At 69.0% G+C, this 17,892-nt stretch carries 16 protein-coding genes and 1 pseudogene; 4 read left to right on the top strand and 13 right to left on the bottom strand.

Going from position 1 to position 17,892, the window contains the following annotated elements:
* Nucleotides 1-117: 117 nt before the first annotated feature.
* Nucleotides 118-459, bottom strand: a complete 342-nt coding sequence (gene bldG / locus K6I33_RS02005) for an anti-sigma factor antagonist BldG (protein WP_030367299.1) — start codon at nt 457-459, stop codon at nt 118-120.
* A gap of 54 nt (nt 460-513) precedes the next feature.
* On the opposite strand from bldG, the gene K6I33_RS02000 reads away from it, so the two are divergent.
* Nucleotides 514-2,970 (top strand): DEAD/DEAH box helicase, encoded by a 2,457-nt coding sequence (locus K6I33_RS02000; RefSeq protein ID WP_229347904.1) that lies wholly within the window; start codon nt 514-516, stop codon nt 2,968-2,970.
* A 116-nt stretch (nt 2,971-3,086) separates the two neighbouring features.
* On the opposite strand, the gene K6I33_RS01995 is transcribed toward K6I33_RS02000, so the two are convergent.
* From K6I33_RS01995 to K6I33_RS01950, 10 genes and pseudogenes are all read right to left on the bottom strand, one after another.
* The gene (locus K6I33_RS01995) at nt 3,087-3,443 is read right to left on the bottom strand and encodes an Rv3654c family TadE-like protein (RefSeq protein ID WP_374282982.1); all 357 of its coding nucleotides are present in this window, start codon (nt 3,441-3,443) and stop codon (nt 3,087-3,089) included.
* On the bottom strand, nt 3,421-3,789 hold the full coding sequence (locus K6I33_RS01990; protein WP_229347902.1) for a TadE family type IV pilus minor pilin: 369 nt from the start codon (nt 3,787-3,789) through the stop codon (nt 3,421-3,423). The genes K6I33_RS01995 and K6I33_RS01990 overlap by 23 nt, the downstream gene beginning before the upstream one ends.
* Complete coding sequence (locus tag K6I33_RS01985; RefSeq protein ID WP_229347901.1) at nt 3,776-3,991, bottom strand: DUF4244 domain-containing protein; 216 nt, start codon at nt 3,989-3,991, stop codon at nt 3,776-3,778. The genes K6I33_RS01990 and K6I33_RS01985 overlap by 14 nt, the downstream gene beginning before the upstream one ends.
* A 156-nt stretch (nt 3,992-4,147) precedes the next feature.
* Complete coding sequence (locus tag K6I33_RS01980; protein WP_229347900.1) at nt 4,148-4,945, bottom strand: type II secretion system F family protein; 798 nt, start codon at nt 4,943-4,945, stop codon at nt 4,148-4,150.
* A complete protein-coding gene (locus K6I33_RS01975; protein ID WP_229347899.1) occupies nt 4,942-5,871 on the bottom strand; it encodes a type II secretion system F family protein in 930 nt (309 codons plus the stop codon). Before K6I33_RS01975 ends, K6I33_RS01980 begins: the two co-directional genes overlap by 4 nt.
* Nucleotides 5,868-6,167, bottom strand: a pseudogene (locus K6I33_RS01970) (pilus assembly protein CpaF); the annotation flags it as partial. The pseudogene K6I33_RS01970 and the gene K6I33_RS01975, both read right to left, overlap by 4 nt.
* A 121-nt stretch (nt 6,168-6,288) precedes the next feature.
* Nucleotides 6,289-7,407, bottom strand: a complete 1,119-nt coding sequence (locus K6I33_RS01965; protein ID WP_229347898.1) for a TniB family NTP-binding protein — start codon at nt 7,405-7,407, stop codon at nt 6,289-6,291.
* Nucleotides 7,407-9,503, bottom strand: a complete 2,097-nt coding sequence (locus K6I33_RS01960) for a Mu transposase C-terminal domain-containing protein (protein ID WP_229347897.1) — start codon at nt 9,501-9,503, stop codon at nt 7,407-7,409. The genes K6I33_RS01965 and K6I33_RS01960 overlap by 1 nt, the downstream gene beginning before the upstream one ends.
* Nucleotides 9,500-10,267, bottom strand: coding sequence for a TnsA-like heteromeric transposase endonuclease subunit (locus tag K6I33_RS01955; RefSeq protein WP_229347896.1), 768 nt, complete (start codon nt 10,265-10,267; stop codon nt 9,500-9,502). Before K6I33_RS01955 ends, K6I33_RS01960 begins: the two co-directional genes overlap by 4 nt.
* The gene (locus K6I33_RS01950; RefSeq protein ID WP_229347895.1) at nt 10,264-12,039 is read right to left on the bottom strand and encodes a TniQ family protein; all 1,776 of its coding nucleotides are present in this window, start codon (nt 12,037-12,039) and stop codon (nt 10,264-10,266) included. The genes K6I33_RS01955 and K6I33_RS01950 overlap by 4 nt, the downstream gene beginning before the upstream one ends.
* 94 nt (nt 12,040-12,133) lie before the next feature.
* Here K6I33_RS01950 and K6I33_RS01945 point away from each other — a divergent pair, with 94 nt between their 5' ends.
* The 3 genes from K6I33_RS01945 (at nt 12,134) to K6I33_RS01940 (ending at nt 15,674) form a co-directional block, all read left to right on the top strand.
* Complete coding sequence (locus K6I33_RS01945; protein ID WP_229347894.1) at nt 12,134-12,367, top strand: helix-turn-helix domain-containing protein; 234 nt, start codon at nt 12,134-12,136, stop codon at nt 12,365-12,367.
* A gap of 254 nt (nt 12,368-12,621) precedes the next feature.
* Nucleotides 12,622-13,545 (top strand): hypothetical protein, encoded by a 924-nt coding sequence (locus K6I33_RS36525; protein ID WP_374282972.1) that lies wholly within the window; start codon nt 12,622-12,624, stop codon nt 13,543-13,545.
* Nucleotides 13,546-13,862: 317 nt separating this feature from the next.
* Nucleotides 13,863-15,674 carry a carboxypeptidase-like regulatory domain-containing protein gene (locus K6I33_RS01940; protein ID WP_229347893.1) on the top strand — a complete coding sequence of 604 codons (1,812 nt, stop codon included), beginning with the start codon at nt 13,863-13,865 and terminating at the stop codon, nt 15,672-15,674.
* Nucleotides 15,675-15,789: 115 nt separating this feature from the next.
* Here the strand turns inward: K6I33_RS01940 and K6I33_RS01935 are convergent, their stop codons facing one another.
* Both K6I33_RS01935 and K6I33_RS01930 read right to left on the bottom strand, forming a co-directional pair.
* Nucleotides 15,790-16,833 (bottom strand): serine hydrolase, encoded by a 1,044-nt coding sequence (locus K6I33_RS01935; protein ID WP_229347892.1) that lies wholly within the window; start codon nt 16,831-16,833, stop codon nt 15,790-15,792.
* Nucleotides 16,834-16,916: 83 nt separating this feature from the next.
* On the bottom strand, nt 16,917-17,892 hold a 976-nt coding region (locus tag K6I33_RS01930), incomplete at its 5' end, for a glycosyltransferase family 4 protein (protein WP_229347891.1).

Raw genomic sequence — 17,892 nt, 5'->3', positions numbered from 1 at the left:
CGTGAGCCCGTCACCCCCGGCGCGGCTATGTGGCTGTGCGGCTGTACGCGTGCGGCACCGCGGACGTGCGTCGGGCGGACGGCCGCCAACCGGCGCCGGCCGACCGCCACCCGGCCGTCAGTCGGTCGCCTGCACCGCGTCCTCGACCGAGGTGTGGATCGGGAACACCTTGGTCAGGCCGGTGATACGGAAAATCTTCAGGATGCGCTCCTGGTTGCAGACCAGCCGCAGCGAACCCTCATGGGCACGCACACGCTTCAGCCCGCCGACCAGGACGCCGAGCCCGGTGGAGTCGAGGAAGTCGACGCCCTCCATGTCCACGACGAGGTGATAGCTGCCGTCGTTGACAAGCTCGACCAGCTGCTCACGCAGCTTGGGCGCGGTGTACACATCAATCTCGCCACCGACCCGGACAACCGTACGGTCGCCTACGGTCTCGGTCGACAGGGACAGGTCCACGGATCCTCCAGCACCTTGCATCGAGCGGTCGCCCCCCATGGATCGGCAGCCGCGATGGCATTCAATCACTTACCGGCAGGCGCGCACGACGCCTTGGCGCCATTGTCCGTCAAGCCGGTGACACACTCGGTGTCGATGGCCAACGATCAACTCCCGCCGGAGGCGGGCGTGCACCCCGCTCCCCGGACAGTCCTCGACCGACTCGCCGCCGGGCCGGGCCGGGCCGCACGCATCACTCATACGGAGCACTTGCCCCCTCGTCCCGGACGTCATGCCCCCTGGCCCGAGAAGATCCGGCCGGAAGTGATCGACGCCATCCGGGCCGCCGGAATCGAACGGCCCTGGGCCCATCAGGCGCGTGTCGCCGAGCACGCGCTGCACGGCGAGTCGGCCGTGATGGCCACCGGCACCGCCTCCGGCAAGTCCCTCGCCTACCTCGCCCCCGTCCTCAGCGCCCTGCTAGACGGCTCCGAGGCCCCCAACGGGCGAGGCGCGACCGCCCTCTACCTCGCCCCCACCAAGGCCCTCGCCGCCGACCAGCGCCGCGCCGTACGCGCCCTCGCCGGCCCCCTCGGCAAGGGCGTCCGGCCCGCCGTCTACGACGGGGACACCCCCTTCGAGGAACGCGAGTGGGTGCGCCAGTACGCCAATTACGCGCTGACCAACCCGGACATGCTCCACCGCTCGATCCTGCCCGCCCACCCCCGATGGGCCTCCTTCCTGCGCGCCCTGCGCTATGTCGTCATCGACGAGTGCCACGCCTACCGGGGCGTCTTCGGCTCCCACGTCGCCCAGGTGCTCCGCCGGCTGCGCCGCCTGTGCGCCCGCTACGGCTCCGACCCCGTCTTCCTCCTCGCCTCCGCCACGGCCTCCGAGCCCGGCACCGCCGCGAGCCGGCTCACCGGCCTTCCCGTCGCGGAGGTCACCGAGGACGCCTCCCCGCGCGGCGAACTGGTCTTCGCCCTCTGGGAGCCCCCGCTCACCGAGCTCCACGGCGAGCGGGGCGCCCCCGTCCGCCGTACCGCCACCGCCGAGACCGCCGACCTCCTCACCGACCTCGCCGTCCAGGGCGTGCGCACCGTCGCCTTCGTCCGCTCCCGGCGCGGCGCCGAGCTGGTCGCCCTCATCGCCCAGGAGCGGCTCGCCGCCGTGGACCGTTCCCTCCCTTCCCGCGTCGCCGCCTACCGCGGCGGCTACCTCCCCGAGGAGCGCCGCGCCCTCGAGCGCTCCCTCCACACCGGCGAGCTGCTGGGCCTCGCCGCCACCTCGGCCCTGGAACTGGGCGTCGACGTCGCCGGCCTCGACGCCGTCCTCCTCTCCGGCTACCCCGGCACCCGCGCCTCCCTGTGGCAGCAGGCCGGCCGCGCGGGCCGCACCGGCCGGGGCGCGCTCGCCGTCCTGATCGCCCGCGACGACCCGCTGGACACCTACCTCGTCCACCACCCCGAGGCCCTCTTCCAGCAGCCCGTGGAGTCCACCGTCCTCGACCCGGACAACCCCTACGTCCTCGCGCCCCACCTGTGCGCGGCCGCCGAGGAGCTGCCCCTGACCGAGTCCGACCTGTCGCTCTTCGGACCCGAGGCCATGGCCGTGATCTCCCAGCTGGAGGCCCGCAAACTGCTCCGCCACCGGGGCACCGCCTGGCACTGGACCCGCCGCGAGCGCGCCGCCGACCTCACCGACATCCGGGGCGGGGGCGGCCGCCCCGTCCAGGTCGTCGAGGAGGGCACGGGACGGCTGCTGGGCACCGTGGACCGGTCCGCCGCCCACACCACCGTCCACGAGGGCGCCGTCCACCTCCACCAGGGCCGCAGCTACCTCGTGCGCCACCTCGACCTGGAGGACTCCGTCGCCCTGGTGGAACAGGCCGACCCGCCCTACTCCACGACGGCCCGCGACACCACGGCCGTCTCCATCCTGGAGACCACCACCGAGGTCCCCTGGGGGGACGCACGGCTGTGCTTCGGCTCCGTCGAGGTCACCAACCAGGTCGTCTCCTTCCTCCGCCGCAGACTCATCACCGGCGAGGTCATGGGCGAGACCAAACTGGACCTGCCGCCCCGCACCCTGCGCACCCGCGCCGTGTGGTGGACCGTCACCGAGGACCAGCTCGACGACGCCCGGATCTCCCCCGAGGCCCTCGGCGGCGCCCTCCACGCCGCCGAACACGCTTCCATCGGCATGCTCCCCCTCTTCGCCACGTGCGACCGCTGGGACATCGGGGGCGTCTCCGTCCCCCTCCACCCCGACACCCTCCTGCCGACCGTCTTCGTCTACGACGGCCACCCCGGCGGCGCCGGCTTCGCCGAGCGCGCCTTCCACACCGCCGCCCGCTGGCTCGGCGCCACCCGCGAGGCGATCGCGGCCTGCGAGTGCGCCACCGGCTGCCCTTCCTGCATCCAGTCCCCCAAATGCGGCAACGGCAACGACCCCCTGGACAAGAAGGCCGCCATCCGCCTCCTCACCCGCCTCCTCTCCGAAGCCCCGAAGGACCAGGTGGATCCGGACTGACCACCGCACCGGAACGAACCGAGCGACGGAACGGACCGAGCGACGGCGCCGACCGGGAGACGGAGCGGGCCGGGCCACGCGCCTACGCGCCTACGCGCGGCGAGGCATCACGGGGCTCACGGGGCGTACGCCGCCTCCGGCGGCCCCGCACGGGCCCGGACCCGCAGCACGTACGGCCCGGCCCGCGCCTCCGCCGCCACTTCCGCGAACTCGCCCTTCACCCCGCAGCGCACCACCCTCGCGCCCTGGGCCGAGGCGACCTTCCGGGCGAGGCCGCAGGCCACGGCCTCCCCTTGGAGGGCGTGGTCGGCGGCGGCGAGCGCCGCCAGATCCGCCGCACCGCCCGCCCGGTGACGGCCCGTCACCACTTGCCCCATGGCCAACAGTGCCGCGAAGACCACGCAGGACGCCATCGCGACGGCCGCCACCCACACCGAGGCCAGACCTCCGTCATCCCACCGTCTCCTCCGCAAGAGCCACCGCCTCCCCGCTCAGCCGTACCGCCAGCGGCCCCGGCCCGGCGGCCCGGGCCTCGACCCGCACCCGGACGAGATCGCCCTCCCGCGTCAGCCCGATCCGGGCCCCGCGCGGAGCGGCGGACCGGGCCGCGGCGACAGCCGCCGGAGGCGGGTCCTGCCGGGCCGCGGCCCGCGCCCCCGCCCGGGCCGCGTCCACGCACTGGATCTGCGCGGACGCGGCCATCAGCCCCCAGAGCAGGGCCAGGGCGAAGAACATCAGCACCGGCAGCGCCACGGCGGCCTCGGCCGTCACATAGCCACCGTCGGACCGCGCTCCGGACGCCCCGTCAGAAGGTCGCATGGAGCGCCTTCACGATCAGTTGCTGAAGGGCCGAGCTGACGGGCCCGCTCGTGACCACCTTGTACAGAACAGCCGCCAGCGCGCACGCCGCGAGCGTGCCCACCGCGTACTCCGCCGTCGTCATTCCGGCCTCGCCGTCGGCCCTCACCCGGGCCCGGCGTGCCGTCCACCACGACGTGACCTTCTTCGCCGCCACTGTCATGACCGATCCCCCATCTCTTGTGCTGCGTGTCTTGGTGTCTTGTGATGCGTGATGTGAGCGGCGCGCGGTCCCATCCGGCGCACCGTCACTTTCCTTTCGCTCAGGCGATTGCCTTGTTCGCCCAATCGCCTTGTCCACTCATACGCCAGGCCGCGTTCAGCTCCCACGCATGAGCCCCTCGGCCAGTCCGACCACCACCGGCACCACCCCGACCGTCAGGAACGCGGGCAGGAAGCAGAGCCCCAGTGGTGCCGTCGCCTGAACTCCCGCCCGGCGGGCCCTCATCGCCGCCGTTCTCCCCTGGGCCGCGCGCAGCCGTGCCGCCAGCCGCGCCATGGGCTCCACCGCCGGGACTCCGGTGGCCTGGGCCCGTTCCAGGCAGCCGGCCAGCGGGGCGGCCCCGGGCAGGCTTCCCAGCCGCCCCCAGGCGGTGCCCGGGTCACCGCCGAGCCGTACCTCCGCCGCCGCTTGGGCCAGCCGGGACCCGACCGGGCCGCCCAACGAGCCCCCGACCGCCTCGGCGGCCTCCCTGGGCCCGGCGCCGGCGGCCAGACAGGCGGCCAGGAGATCGGCCGCCAGGGGCAACTGGCGCCCCACTTCCTCGGCCCGTACCTCTCCCGCGGTGCCCTCGGCCTTCCGCCGCCATCGCCAGACGCCGCAGGCCGCGGCGGCTCCCGCCACGCATCCGGTGACACCCGCGACCAGCCAGACGAGAACGAGCCCGGCGATCCCCACCGCCACGACCACCCGCCAGTCCATGCCGCTCACCGCGCGCCGCGGCCGCCCTCGCGCCCGGCCCTCGCCTTCCGCCGGACCATGGCTCCCGAGCAGGGACACCAGCCGTCCGCGCGCCGAGCGTCTTCCGCGCGCGCCGCTCCCCAGCGCCGCCACGCACACCGTCGCGATCGCGGCCAGCACCACCGCCCACAGGCTGTGGACAACACCCCCGTTCACTTCTCCCGCTCCTTCCCGTCCGTCTTCCCCGGCCCTTCGGCGACCCGGACGATCCGCCGGGTCCACGCGATCCCCGCGCACTCCAGCAGCCCGCCGAGCACCAGGCACCCGAGCCCGGTCGGGGTGTGCAGCAGCACCCGCAGCGGCTCGGCCCCCAGCGCGGCACCCATCAGCAGCGCGAGGACGGGGAGCAGCGCCAGCATCACGGCCGTCGACCGGGTGCCCGCCAACTGGGCCCGCAAGTCCTCCCGCTGGTCCCGTTCGGCGCCCAGAGCCGCCGCGACCCGCTCCAGGCCCGTGGCCAGACCGGCCCCGCCGTCGACCGCGACCCGCCAGCAGGCGGCCACCCCCTGGAGCCCCTCGGCCCCGGGCCGTCGCCCCGCCTTGCGCAGCGCGTCCGGCACGTCCCCGCCGAACCTCGCCGCCGCCGGCACGGCGGGCCACCCCGGGCCCAGCCCCGCGTCCATCAGCCCGGCCACCGCCGCACCGGGCTGGCGCCCCGCCCTGAGCTCGCCCGCGACGGTGCCGCACATGTCGATCACTGCGGATTCCCGGCGTTCCCGCTCGCGCTGCCGCGCCCACGCCGCCAGCCACCGCCGTACGAGCGGCACGGCCAGCGCTCCCACGATCAGCGGAAGCACCGACTTCCCCAGTGCCGCCACCGCGCAGCCCGCGGGCAGACAGAGCAACTCACGCCGCTCCCGTGCCACCCGCCGCAGGCGCTCGGCCCACTCACCGATCCGGCCCGGCACGGCCGGACCAGGGCCACCTCCGGCCTTCCCGGCGCCGGCCAGCAGCAGCCGTGCCCGTCGTACGCCCGGCCCCGGCCGTGCCCGCACCGCGGCCAGGGCACAGAGCGACAGGACGAAGACCAGCAACACGGCGTACCCGGAGGAAACCTGTGCCCCGGACGGCCACCCGGTCATGGCGCACCCCCGGCGCGCCCGCACAGCCCGGCCAGCCGGTCCCAGCCCCGCGCCCGTTCAAAGCCGCCCTCGCCCCATACCGCCGCCGGTACGGTCGTCACCAGACCGGCGGAATCCCGGTCGAGCACATGGACTTCCGCGACCCTTCTGCGGCCGCCGTGGTCGCGCACCATATGGATCACGACCGACAGAGCGGCCGCGAGCTGGCTGTGCAGCGCCGCCCGGTCGAGACCCGCCGTCGAGCCCAGCGCCTCCAGCCGGGCCGGGACGTCCGCGGCGGCGTTGGCGTGCACCGTGCTGTTGGACGGTTCTGAAGATTGCACCTCCCAAGGCCCTGACCTGCGAGGTGCAATCTCTATTGCTCAGCTTGATCGGGCATCCTGCGCAGGCAACGTTGCACTGCGCAGGGCAGCTGTCTTACCCGGCCGCTGCCACCGCCGGCCGTGCGGTACCGCTGCTGGTCCGCTGACGCCGTTTGACTTCACGGTATGCGGCTTCGGCGTACTCGCTGATCTCGATGGTGTCCATAAGCCGTCGAGTGATCGCTTCCTCGCCGCTCATCACGGCTTCGACGGCAGACTCGCGCAGGAGGTCGGAAAGGCCGCAGATGCTTCCACCCGTCCGGTCATGAAGGTACGGCGACAGTTTGACTAGTTGGCCGGGCTTGTGCCGGTACAGCTCCAGGGTGTTTTCCAGTGCTACGACGACCTCGGCCCACTCGCGCTTCTCCTCGGCTGTCCGGAACCCGAAGTTCTTCACCTCGCAGAGGTTGTTCCGGCCTGCCGTCTGTGAAGCGCGGGTGCTGGTCTGGCCTTCGAGGATGAGGCCGGACTTCTTGAGTTCCACACCGGTGTAGACGAAGGTGGCGGCTGTGTGATTGGAGATGTACTTCAGGTGATCGTTGACGACCCTGCCTTCCTTCAGCGACAGATCGAGGAAGTGGACATCGTCGATGATCACTAGTTCCACGCCGACCGCTTGCATGGTCGCGAGTACATGCTTGGTGATCTTCTGCTTTGTGCCGGACTTGTCCGGCAAGCCGAGGTAGTCGGCGAAGAGGATCGACAGGTCCTTGGGGGTGGCCTGGGCTGGGATGCTGACGTACACCACGGGGGTGTAGTCCACAAACACGCCGTCCAGTTCGTATCCGTCGGCGAACTTTTCGGGGAATCGGCGGCGAAGCTTGTGCTCGTAGTCGGCCGCGTACATCTTGACGAGTGTGGACTTTCCGACGGTTGGTGGTCCGTCCACGATGATGCCGCGCCGGGCGCCCGCTGTCTGACGGGCATTCATCCGCATGCGACGCTCGATGAGGTGATGGATACGCCGCATCTGCGGTGTCCGGACGATCGCAAGCGCGCTGTGGTAGTCCGCACGCGCGTCGTTAAGGTCGTCTCTCTCGTCGACGGACAGCTTTATGTACGCATCGTAGGACGGCATCCGGGGCCGCTCTGGAGGCCGGTTGTTCAGGTAGATCCGCCATTCCTCCTTGGTGCGGGGCTCCGCGAGGCCGGGGTGCGAGAACGAGTTGTACATCAGCCCTCCTGGCCTGCGTGGGGGGTCCATATCTCTGCCGGCTTGAGCTGGCTGAGATCGACGTCGTCGAATGCGACGAAGTCGTCTTCCTCTTCGGTATCCGGCACGGCCACCAGGGGCGGGTGCTCGTCGACGGGAAGGGTGCCGCGTTGCATGTCGCGGCTTTGCGCTGCCCCTCGGTGTTCGTCCCGGAACAGCCGCTTGCGGTCGGTGCGCGTCCAGGTCTCGGGGGCGTCTGTGCGGTTCTGCAAATCGGCGAGGGCGGCGGCCACGGCTTCCTGGTCTTCGGGGACCTGGCCGCGTGTGGCCACCAGTTGCTTCGCTTCACGCAAGGTGATGTCGGTGAACGGCTGGTGCTCGCCCAGGGCATGGGTCCAGCGCAGGGTGTGCCAGCGCCCATCCACAGGGTCGAGAAAGTAGGCGTGCAGCAGGTTCCTGGGGTCGTATCGGATGGGCCAGAGGCTGCTCGGGTAAGGGGACTTTGCCTTGCGGTAGCGGTACAGGATGTCGGCGTTGTAGGTGAGGTGGCTGAGCTCGATGCCGTAGGGGTGGATGACGCGGTCGGCGATCGGCAGCAGTTCGAAGTACATGTCCGGGTCGGTCGGGCAGACGACGTAGCCGGCAGTTCCCAGGGCCATGGTGTATGCCTCGTTGGGCGAGATTCGCATGTCTGGGAAGCCGTGGAGGATCAGGCCGCGGTGATGCTTACGTTGGTAGACGGCAACGACGTACTCGGCGAAGAACTCGGTGAGCTCGTCGATGGTCCAGCGTGCCTGCTCTTCGACGGTGCGGCCTCGGTGGGCGACATTGAAGCCCTTGTACCCGGCGACGTGCTCGGAGAACTGTTCGCGGATGGTCTTGAAGAGCCGCTCGACGTGCGGTTTGTCGGTAGGTTTGAGTTTCCGCGCGTCTTGAAGGTCGATCTTCCACCGCATGCAGGCACGGTGCACAACGTCGGACTTGTAGGGCTTGCCGTGGTCGTAGAGCAGTGTCTCCGGGTAGATCACGGGCCGGGCGGCGGCCTCGGCCAGCCGCTCGTCCACGCTGAGCAGGCGCTCGTAGGGGACGCGGAGCATCTGGTAGCGAAGGGCGTCCGCCCAGGCTGGCCGCATGATCTCGGGGGTCATCACGTCGGCCAGCAGCAGGCCGATGTCGATGGCCTTGGTGCCTTCGGGGGTGAGTCGCCAGGCCAGGATCGAGCGGGTGGCGACGTCGAGTGCGACGGTGAGTTCGACCCGCATGGTGGCTGAGGTCGCCGGGTCGTAGGCCATGACGTCGAGCGGGGTGCTGTCGAGCATGACCACTTCGCCGGGGCGGGTGGCGATGACATTGCCGAAGGGCCGGTCGGGCTGATTTCCGGCGGAGGCTCGCTGGTAGGCGGGGGCGGACGGGCTCTGGTCGAGGATCAGGGCCACTGCGCGCCTGAACCGGTCCCGGCTCGGCAGGGGGACGGCGCCGGGGCCGTACTGGTCATCGAGTCGGTTCTGGGTTCGGCGGTAGAAGAGGTTGCCGATGGTGGTTGAGCTAGCGTTCTGCTGTGCGAGGGCCTGCTCGCGGATGGCCTGGATGATGCGCGGGTCGATGTTCTTGAGGGGGTTGCTGATGCGGGTCTTGCGTTTGTCCACAAGCCCCCACAGGCCCTGTTCCCGGTACTGTTCGCGCAGTTGGTGGATACGGCGCTTCGACATGCCCAGCTCTTCTGCCTTGGCGATGATGCGCTGGGTCTGGGGAAGTACCGGGTCGTATTGCGGGCGCGGTTCGCCCGGTGCTGGGTTGAGGAGGTCTCCGGAGCGATAGCCCGTGGTCGCTTCCATCAGGTGTGCTTCCAGTGCCAAGGCGTCGTCCCGGACCGCCTTGTCTACAGAGGCGAGGACCCCGGCGGGGTCCAGGCCACTCCCGTCTTCTTCCAGCGAGCCTGGCGGCGGCTCTACGGAGGCCCGGAAGGTCGGGTCGGTGAGGACGGCCGAGATCATGATGGTCTGAACGCGGCCGGTCTCCGAGCGGAGCCGGACAGTGGCGCCGTCGAGCCCGGCTACCTGGTGCCGCTCGTCCTCGAATTCGATCCACTCGGTGACAGCGAGGCGGTGGCTGGTCATGCATTCCTCGGGGCATCGGCAGACCACACCCGGGTGTGGTCTCGCAGCGGCAGGGACTGGTCGAAGTTCAACTGGTGGTGCCACATCAGGTGAAACACCATGGGCCGGGCCAGCTCAGGTGCAGGCTGGAAGCTGATCAGTTCGCCGATGGGGACAGGCTTGCAGGCCAGCAGCAGGAGACGATCGGCGAGGCCGTGACCCGCGTGCAGCGGCCGGCGGTATCCGGCGAGCCACGACACCGTTGCCCACATCAGCGAGTCAGGTTCGCTTACCAGTTGGTAGTCCCAGCCGATCCGTGCGCACATCTCCGCCGTGCGACGGCTCTGCCGGAGAACTGCCGGACGATCCACGAATGCGCGGGGTTTGACATCCACCAGAAGGGCTGAGCCATCCCGGCGTCGTGCGAACAGGTCCGGCGTGTGCTTCCATCCGCCCTGGGCATCACGGCCCTCGATCATGAAGGGCTGGGCAGCGAAGGCGGTCACGTCGGTGTCGTAGTCCAGGAGCTTCATGCGCTGAAGCTCCAAGTAGCTTTCGTATTCGATCATTCGGTCCGTGGTCGCGGACCAGTACCGGCCCGGAGTGTGCCGCTGCCCGGCATACGAGGGGATCGTTCGGGCAGGCAGCGCATCCTCGAACATGACGTCCGCTGCTTTGTCAGTCCCGATGAGGCGCTCGGTGCCGTCTGCGTCGAGGTAGTGAAGGACTTCCCGCTCCATGGCGAGGCGGATGGGGCGCAGGGTGCGTGTTCTGGGAGGGTTCATTCGGTTCCTTTCTCGGCGAGCCGGGCAGCACCCCAGGCGGCCAGCGCGTCGGCGGCCTCGACTGGGAGGCGGTCACGGAAGCGTCGCCATCCCTCCCGGACCGACTCCCGGCTTGTGCCGTCCCAGGGGTGCTCGTAGGCGGGGGCGTCGTGGACATCACCACCGGTAAAGTGCTGCCAGACCCAGGCGGCAGCGTGTCGTAGCCGCTGCCAGGTCACGTCCCACCCAAGGGGACGGAAGACCGGAAACAGTACGTGGTGTGGAACTTCGCGCAGGACGGCGAAAGCTTCCCGACGGTCGGCATAGTTGACCAGTCCGCGCTCGTGCATCCGGTCCGCGACGCAGGTCACAGCTGCCCAGAAGGCGTCGGGGTCCGTGATGCGCTGGACAAGGGTGTTCGCAGCACGTCCGGCCTTGACCGGGTCCATGCCCAGTGCGGCGGCGGCCTCCGCCCAGCTCGCCGTCCCGCCCAGGCGGGCAAGGGCGAGCGAGGTCAGCCGCCGTCCCGACACATCGGCGGTGCCGGGCAGGTGGATGGCGATGACACTGCGGTAGTCGTCGACGTCGGCGAGGTGCGGTATGTGCTGAGCTCCGAGTCGGTGCCGCACGCCACGGGGGATGGCTCCGGCCACGCGCGAGGGACGCGGGCTTACGGAGGTCAGCAGCTGGCCCAGGAAGGCAGGGCGGGGAGTGGACCGCAGCGGGTCCGTGCCACCGCTCTTGCGGCGCACGGTGGCCAAGCGTTCCGCCCACGGCGTCAGCCGGGACCGCGCGTCCTCCGTCGTCGGCGCGTCCAGGATGGGGGCGGAGAGAGACAGGAAGGCGGCAGCGACAGCGGCGTTCGCAGGCATCGCGCCAAGGCGGGTGGCGCCTCCGCCCTGACGATGCGCTCGCCGCCGACGCACGTCGTCCTCGAAAGCTTCGCTCAGCAAGCAGGGGATGTCGCGAAGGTCGTTGTCCTCGACCGCTATCCGAGCCAGCGCAGTCAAGAACCGAAGAGCGGTGAACCAGTCAGAGCCGGCGGCCCGTTCACCCGCCACCCAGGCCGTACCGCCTTCGGCGACGGCAAGCACCTTTCTCTGAAGTTCCGCCAGGGACTGCGGGACCGCGACGGCGGGGATCTCAGCCAGCACCTGCGGGCACAGCCCTTCGCGTCCCGGCAGGCGGGTGCCGCAGGTGCCCGGCTCCGGGAAAGGGGGGCGGGTTGGCAGGCCCCGCGGACGGAGGCCGCCGCTGCCGCGTCGCAGCCGCACCCCGCACGCGGGGCATTCGTCGATCAGGAGGCACCGGTGCACAGGGCATACCGCCGCGACGCCCAGTCGCCACCACAACGGCCACACAGCGCTTTCTGCGAGGCAGTGCGGGCAGGCCCGGCTTGTGGCGACCATCATCCATTCCCGGGCCGCCACGGGCGTCAGCGTCGTCTCGTCGTTGAGATCCAGCCCAGCCAGGCTGAGGACCGTGCCGTCGTACCTGGCCAGCTGCATCGCGCGGAGGAGGCGCATCGGGATCCCAGTGGCCTCCGTGAGACCGCGCCGACTCCGTGGGGTCAGGACGACACCGAAGTAGGTCGGCCGGGTGGACGGTGCTGATGCACGGCATTCCAGCCCGAGGACACGCGCAGCCTGACCCGGGCTGATGCCCAACAGGACGCCCACCCGGTCAACCCACGATGCGAACGACTCGCCGTCGGCGGGAACGGGGACGGCCGGCAGTCGGCGGAAGCCGGGGACCGGCAGGAGCCGCTTCGACGAGAGGGACGACGGGACCATGCAAACGTATCCAGATGACCTTGCTCTCACGGCCCACCTCCTCGATCTGTATGAAATATCATACAGATCGAGGAGGGGCGCTACGTTTCTGGTTGTGGATGAGAACGGCACGAGCGGCCCGGCCAGCCGGGCTGTCTTCGCGCGGCGCCTGCGGAGCCTGCGCGAACGAGCAGGGCTGTCGCAGAGCGCTACTGCCGAGCGGGCGGGGCTGAACCGTTCGTTCTACGCCGGGGTCGAGGCAGGCCGCCACAGCATCTCGGTGGACCGGCTCCAGCCGTTGGCCCATGTGCTGGGAGTCGCAGTCCACCAGCTCTTCACAGACGACTGACCAGGGGACGCCTTCGCAAACCGGCGCCAGGGAAGTCATGCCGGTTGGCGCCATCTGCGCGCTTCGCCCGCTGTCCCGCGCGCTGCCGTGCGCCTCTAGCCGGAGCGGGCAGCTGTAGCAATTCTTGAACTCGGCCAAGAACGTAGCGCCACAGCATGGAGGGCGCATTGCATGCGGCATACCGGGGCACACCATGAGGCGCACCACGCTTGCTGCGGCTGGGATTCCAGGCGCCGCTAAGGTCTCGCCCCGCCATGGATAGCAAGGACAGCCAGCAAGGATTCTCCCAGCCCACTGAGATCGCCGGCCGAGCGGCGAAGCCAATCCTTGCGGCTGGTCCAGTATCCGCCCCAGCAACAGGCCTTGACGTGGATCGATGGGGGCCATGGAGGTCTCTGGACGGCCCAACTACAGCCCCAGGGGTTGGATGTTGCTCCTGGGCAGACCGCCTCCATGTGTTCGCTCGCAGCTGGGAAGCACACGTGCTGTGGCGCCTTTGGGATGGGGCTACTTGGAGCGGCTGGACGGATCTGGGCGGTCAGATCGATGGAGCCCCGACAGCGGTAGCACGGGGATCCAACCTGGTCGACTGCTTCGCCCGGGGTGCTGACAACCGCCTCTGGCAGGCGACATGGAACGGCTCGTCGTGGACTTCCTGGACGGACTTGGGGGGAACACTTACGTCAAGTCCTGTCGCAGTTTCATGGGGAGTCGATCGAATCGATGTCTTTGCCAAGAGCACAGCAAATCGCCTGGCTCACCGCATGTGGAGTACTGCTAGTTGGGGAACGTGGAGTGATATCGGGGGCCCATTCGTTGGAGCTCCAGCGGCAGTGGCGCCCGAACCAGGTCGACTTGACTGCTTCGCTCGTGGACGACTGAGTCGGCTGTTTCACAGGACATGGAATGGCTCAGCCTGGGGAGACTGGCAAGAATTGGGAGGCCTCCTGGCCAGCGACCCGGCCGCATCTTCCGGGGGATCGGGGCGCATCGATGTCTTTGCACTCTCCATGGACAACGCCGTCTGGCAATATTCTCGCATCGGCAACACGTGGCAGGGATGGACTCGCCTAGGAGGAGCGATGGAAGGAGCTCCGGCCGCTACCTCTTCGTCAGAAACCATCGACCTCCTAGCTTACGGTCTAAATCTCCGACTATTCCACTGCCGCTATTCGTGATCTTTCCTATGAGCCGTGGCTTCGCGGAACTTTCCTTTCACATCTAGATCAGGGCGAGGGAAGCCCACTATTCGCCGATCGGTCGCTACCCGCTAGGGGAGACAATGGAGTGCTGGCCGCCATGCAATCAGTGGTGTGAGTGCGTCGACGGAGGGTGTCAGCCGGTCACGGTAGACGTGAACGCAGTGCGCCTTCGCACGGGAGATGGACGACTCATTAAAGCTCGTTTTGGCGCTGGCGTCCTGGAAGCCACCCGCAACATGGTTCCCGACTGGGCGGGGACATTCCTGTTCGTCCGCCCTCAAACCAGGTGGCCAATGACGAGCGGAGACAAGATCTCGCTGATGGCATGCGACGCCGGCTGGGGACCGTCAAACAATCTGATGCGCGTAGAGCACAGCACACTTGTACGTCCCAATCCACAAGGAGGGACCACACTTGTCACGTATGTTATGGGTGGGCCAGGTACGCTCGTCTGGGCCTACACCGCCTTCCCGTCAGGCTACCCCGGCTACAGCGGCGATGACCCTAATGAGTGGGAATTCTACGTCGAGAAGGCCGGCGGGGGCCCGATCTCGCAAGGAGACGAGGTCTCCATTCGGATCGACCCGTCTAGGACCGGTGTAGGCCCATATTGGTTCCGGGTCACAGGTCCGGAGGACGGTGCATACATCGGCGGGGACGGCACAATTCCATTTCAGGGCGAGACATCCTTCCTTGCCGAGTTCACCGAAGTCCGCCCTGGTCTTGGCCTGCGTCCCACCACGGTTATCTGCCAGTCCTGTGCCCAAGTCACGGGAACGGTAGTTGGGCGCCAAGGTGTTGCCGTTGAGGGCGCGCGGGTGACATCGGAAGGTGACTCAGTCCGCAGTCACCCTTTCCTTGCGACAACTGACGCCAACGGGCGCTTCAAGCTTGAAGACGGGCAATCCCGCGATTGCATTCCACCAGGTCCGCTCTCCATCAAGGTAGAGGCGGACACCTACGTCAGCAGGGACATCGCGGTCGATGTGCCCGGACAAGGCAGGATCGACGTAGGTACTGTCCAACTTGTATGCACCATCGTTGAGGGGAAGGTGGTGGAGGTCGTCGGCAACAGTCAGCTGCCACTGCCGGGGGTTGAAGTCAACCTCACTTACCCGGAAACCGGGGACGGAATCGTGACGACGACCGATCCGATCGACGGCGTGTTCCGGTTCGAGTGCGTGCGTCATGTGCGAGCGACCGTTTCTACAGACTTCACATCACCACAACAGGTGGCAGATCCAATCCCCGATGTCGGCGTACGAAACGTCCTCATCGTAGTCTCGCGCCGATGCGTGACGATCAGCGGAACCGTCACAGACGCCACCAACAACACAAGGATCTCCGGGGCAAAAGTAACAGTCCAGAACACCTCCCCAGCTGGCGTCCTCACCGCGACAACCGACGAGTCGGGCAACTACACAATTACCGGAGTCTGCCTAACGGGCCGACAGAGCCTCAAGGCGAGCAAGGAGGGCTACCGCTCTGCGGTGAAACCCACAGGAGAGCTCCCAGTGACAGGAACAGTGACTGTCGACTTTCAATTGCAGCCGCAGGTCGTAAACCCTGACGGATCACCTGTACCGCACGTGATCGATTGCACTTTGGCGTGGGGAGCAGGCCCATCCCAGCCTGGGGGCAACGTCCCGGTCCCGCGGGATCTCGACTCCCACTTGTCGGGCCCCGACCCCTCCGGATCCGCTCCTTTCCACTGCTACTACTCACAGCGAGCCCCAGTCGATTTTGTCGCCCTCGACCGTGACGACGTCGATTGGGCAGGCCCCGAGCACATCGTGGTTAGCCCAAGGCAAGTTGCCGGCCAAAGCGTGCCAGTTCCAGGTGACTACCACTACTGGGTCCACAACTTCAGCGGCGAGAAGCCATTTGACCAGTCAGATGCCAGGGTTACGGTATCTATCGACGGCCAACAGCGGGCGCAGTTCTACGTCTCAGGCGCATTGGGCGACCAAAGTGCTCGCATCTGGCGTGTTTTCGACTTCTCGATCGCGGCGGATGGAACCGTAACCATCAGCCGCCTACAGCTGGGAGGACAGCCAGCCCCGGATGGCATTCTGAGGCCCGGTTCTGCCTCAGATGTGTTCTAGCTGACGTGCATGACTGATTGACAAAATGACCTGTTGTCTTCGACAGGTTGTTTGGGATCTGGCACGCATTCAGCGAATGCGTGCCAGATCCCAAACAACTTTCCGACAACCTGTCTTATGCGAACACCAACTCGCGGAACGCGTTACGGAGCTCAGTGAGCGGCTGCCGGTCGCGGGTGTAGTAGAGCTTGTTTGTCAGCAAGGCCGCCCAGGCACCCTGTTTGGGTGAGATCCACATGCCGGTGCCGGTGAAGCCGTAGTGGACGTAGGTGCGGTCGGCGGGGTCGGTGCCGGGGGCGGGGTGCCAGAACAGGCCGCGTACGGGCTCCAGGGTGCCGGTCTGGACGCTCAGGGACTCCTCTACCCAGTTCGGGCCGAAGCCGGCCGCCGCCGGGGCGGTTGCGGGGTCGAGCATGTACCGCAGGAAGCGGGTGAGGTCGTCAAGGACGGAGAAGGTGCCGGCGATGCCGCAGACGCCGCCGAGGAGGCGGGCGGAGAAGTCGTGGGCAACTCCCTTGAGGTGGCGGCCGGTGTCCTCGTCGAGCTCGGTGGGGGCACAGCGGGCAGCCAGGTCGGCCGGGAGCGGGCCGAAGCGGGTGTTGGCCATGCCGAGCGGCTGCCAGATGCGAGTGTGGGCGAGCTGGTCGAGCCCCTGACCGGAGAGGTGTTCGGCGAGGTAGCCGAGGATGAGGGCGGCCCGGTCGGTGTACTCGACGGCTTCGCCGGGCGTGCGGTGCAGGGCCTCGTGCAGAACGCCCGCGCGGATGGCGACGGGGTCGGTGCCGTAGAGGTTCTTCAGCTGGGCCCGCAGCGGGACACCGGCGGTGTGGGTCAGCAACTGCCGGGCGGTGACCTGGCTGAGCGGGTGGTCGGCAACCTCGGTCCAGAAGCCTTCAAGGGGCTCGTCGAGGGGCAGAGCGCCGTCTTCCCAGAGGGCGCCGATGGTGGACCAGACGGCAAGGATCTTGGTGAGGCTGGCGACGTCGAAGACCGTGTCCGGCCGCATCGGGGTGCCCGGGTCGGCGGGGGCGAGGACACCGGCTGTCCCTCCGGCCTTCATGCCTGCGGCGTCGCCAATGGCCCACACCGCACCGGGGTAGACCTGGTCGCGGACGCCGTCCACCACGAGCTGCTTGATCCGGTCGGTGCTGTCTTCCATGAACATCTCCGATGTCGCGGTGCGGGCCCGGCTCGCCAGCGTAGTGACGTCGCCGGGCCCGGCTGGGGAACATGGCGGGAGCGTCAGCTGATCTGGTGGCCGAGTTCGGACAGGGCCTTGGCGGTGGCGCTGAGCGGGTAGCGGGCCGCGTTGGCCCGCCCGGCCTGCCGCAGGGCCGCCAGCAGCCCCGGGGCGGTGCGGAGCCGGTCGATGTCGCGGGCGAGAGCTGCGGGGCGGGTGAAGTCGGTGCTGGTGCCGGAGGCGGCGAGCGTCTCCACCAGGCCGGGGACGGGTTGGTAGAGCACGGGAAGGCCGCAGGCTTGGGCTTCGAGGGCGACCAGGCCCATGGCTTCGAGGGTGGTGGAGGGCATGACGAGCAGGTCGTGGTCGGCGAAGGCTCGCCACAGCTGCGGGCGGCGGAGCCAGCCGAGGTAGCGGACCTTGACTGCGGACTGCCGTATGGCGCGGGTGAGGGTGTGGAACTGGTCCTGCGGGGCGGCGATGCTCAGCTCGACGCCGGTGACGGCCGCCAGGGCCCGCAGCAGGTTCTCCGCCCCCTTCTCCGGGGTGAGCCGCCCGGCGTACAGCAGCCGGAACGGGCCGCCGGCCGGCCGGGGCGATCTGCGTGGCGGACGGTGGATGAGCCGGTCGGGGATGCCCCAGGGGATGTGGGTGATCTTCGTGCGGTCGGCGGTGGGCGCGATGCGCAGGAGCCGGTCGGCCATGGCCGGTGTCGGCACGACGATGGCGTCGGCGAACCGGACGGTGTCGCTCAGGACCTGGTGCTGGTCGCGGTGGGCTTCGGCGAACAGCAGGTCGGTGCCGTGAACGAGGGCGATCCGCGGATGCTCGGGCAGGGCCCGGATGAGTGCGGGGGTGGCGCCGAAGGCAAGGTGCTGGAGGTGCAGGACGCCGACCTGGTCCGGGTCGATGGCTTCGGTCAGGGCCCGCTGGAGGGCGGCGACGTAGCGGTGGAAGGCGGGGCCGTCCAGGCATTTGCCGACGACCGGCAGCAGGCCGAGGCCGGTGGGCCGACGGGGGCGGCGGCCGAGGGGGGCC

The organism is Streptomyces sp. UNOB3_S3 (assembly GCF_020740895.1).
In the GTDB taxonomy this organism is placed as follows: Bacteria; Actinomycetota; Actinomycetes; order Streptomycetales; family Streptomycetaceae; genus Streptomyces.
This window is presented reverse-complemented; position numbering and strand designations above follow the sequence as displayed.

Excerpts from the sequence above, each read along its gene's own strand:
- K6I33_RS01955 (WP_229347896.1), bottom strand. The coding sequence starts at position 10,267 with ATGAACCCTCCCAGAACACGCACCCTGCGCCCCATCCGCCTCGCCATG.
- K6I33_RS01990 (WP_229347902.1), bottom strand. The coding sequence starts at position 3,789 with ATGCGACCTTCTGACGGGGCGTCCGGAGCGCGGTCCGACGGTGGCTAT.
- K6I33_RS01965 (WP_229347898.1), bottom strand. The coding sequence starts at position 7,407 with ATGTACAACTCGTTCTCGCACCCCGGCCTCGCGGAGCCCCGCACCAAG.
- K6I33_RS36525 (WP_374282972.1), top strand. The coding sequence starts at position 12,622 with ATGGATAGCAAGGACAGCCAGCAAGGATTCTCCCAGCCCACTGAGATC.
- K6I33_RS01950 (WP_229347895.1), bottom strand. The coding sequence starts at position 12,039 with ATGGTCCCGTCGTCCCTCTCGTCGAAGCGGCTCCTGCCGGTCCCCGGC.
- K6I33_RS02000 (WP_229347904.1), top strand. The coding sequence starts at position 514 with ATGGCATTCAATCACTTACCGGCAGGCGCGCACGACGCCTTGGCGCCA.
- K6I33_RS01985 (WP_229347901.1), bottom strand. The coding sequence starts at position 3,991 with ATGACAGTGGCGGCGAAGAAGGTCACGTCGTGGTGGACGGCACGCCGG.
- K6I33_RS01975 (WP_229347899.1), bottom strand. The coding sequence starts at position 5,871 with ATGACCGGGTGGCCGTCCGGGGCACAGGTTTCCTCCGGGTACGCCGTG.
- K6I33_RS01960 (WP_229347897.1), bottom strand. The coding sequence starts at position 9,503 with ATGACCAGCCACCGCCTCGCTGTCACCGAGTGGATCGAATTCGAGGAC.
- K6I33_RS01935 (WP_229347892.1), bottom strand. The coding sequence starts at position 16,833 with ATGGAAGACAGCACCGACCGGATCAAGCAGCTCGTGGTGGACGGCGTC.
- K6I33_RS01940 (WP_229347893.1), top strand. The coding sequence starts at position 13,863 with ATGACGAGCGGAGACAAGATCTCGCTGATGGCATGCGACGCCGGCTGG.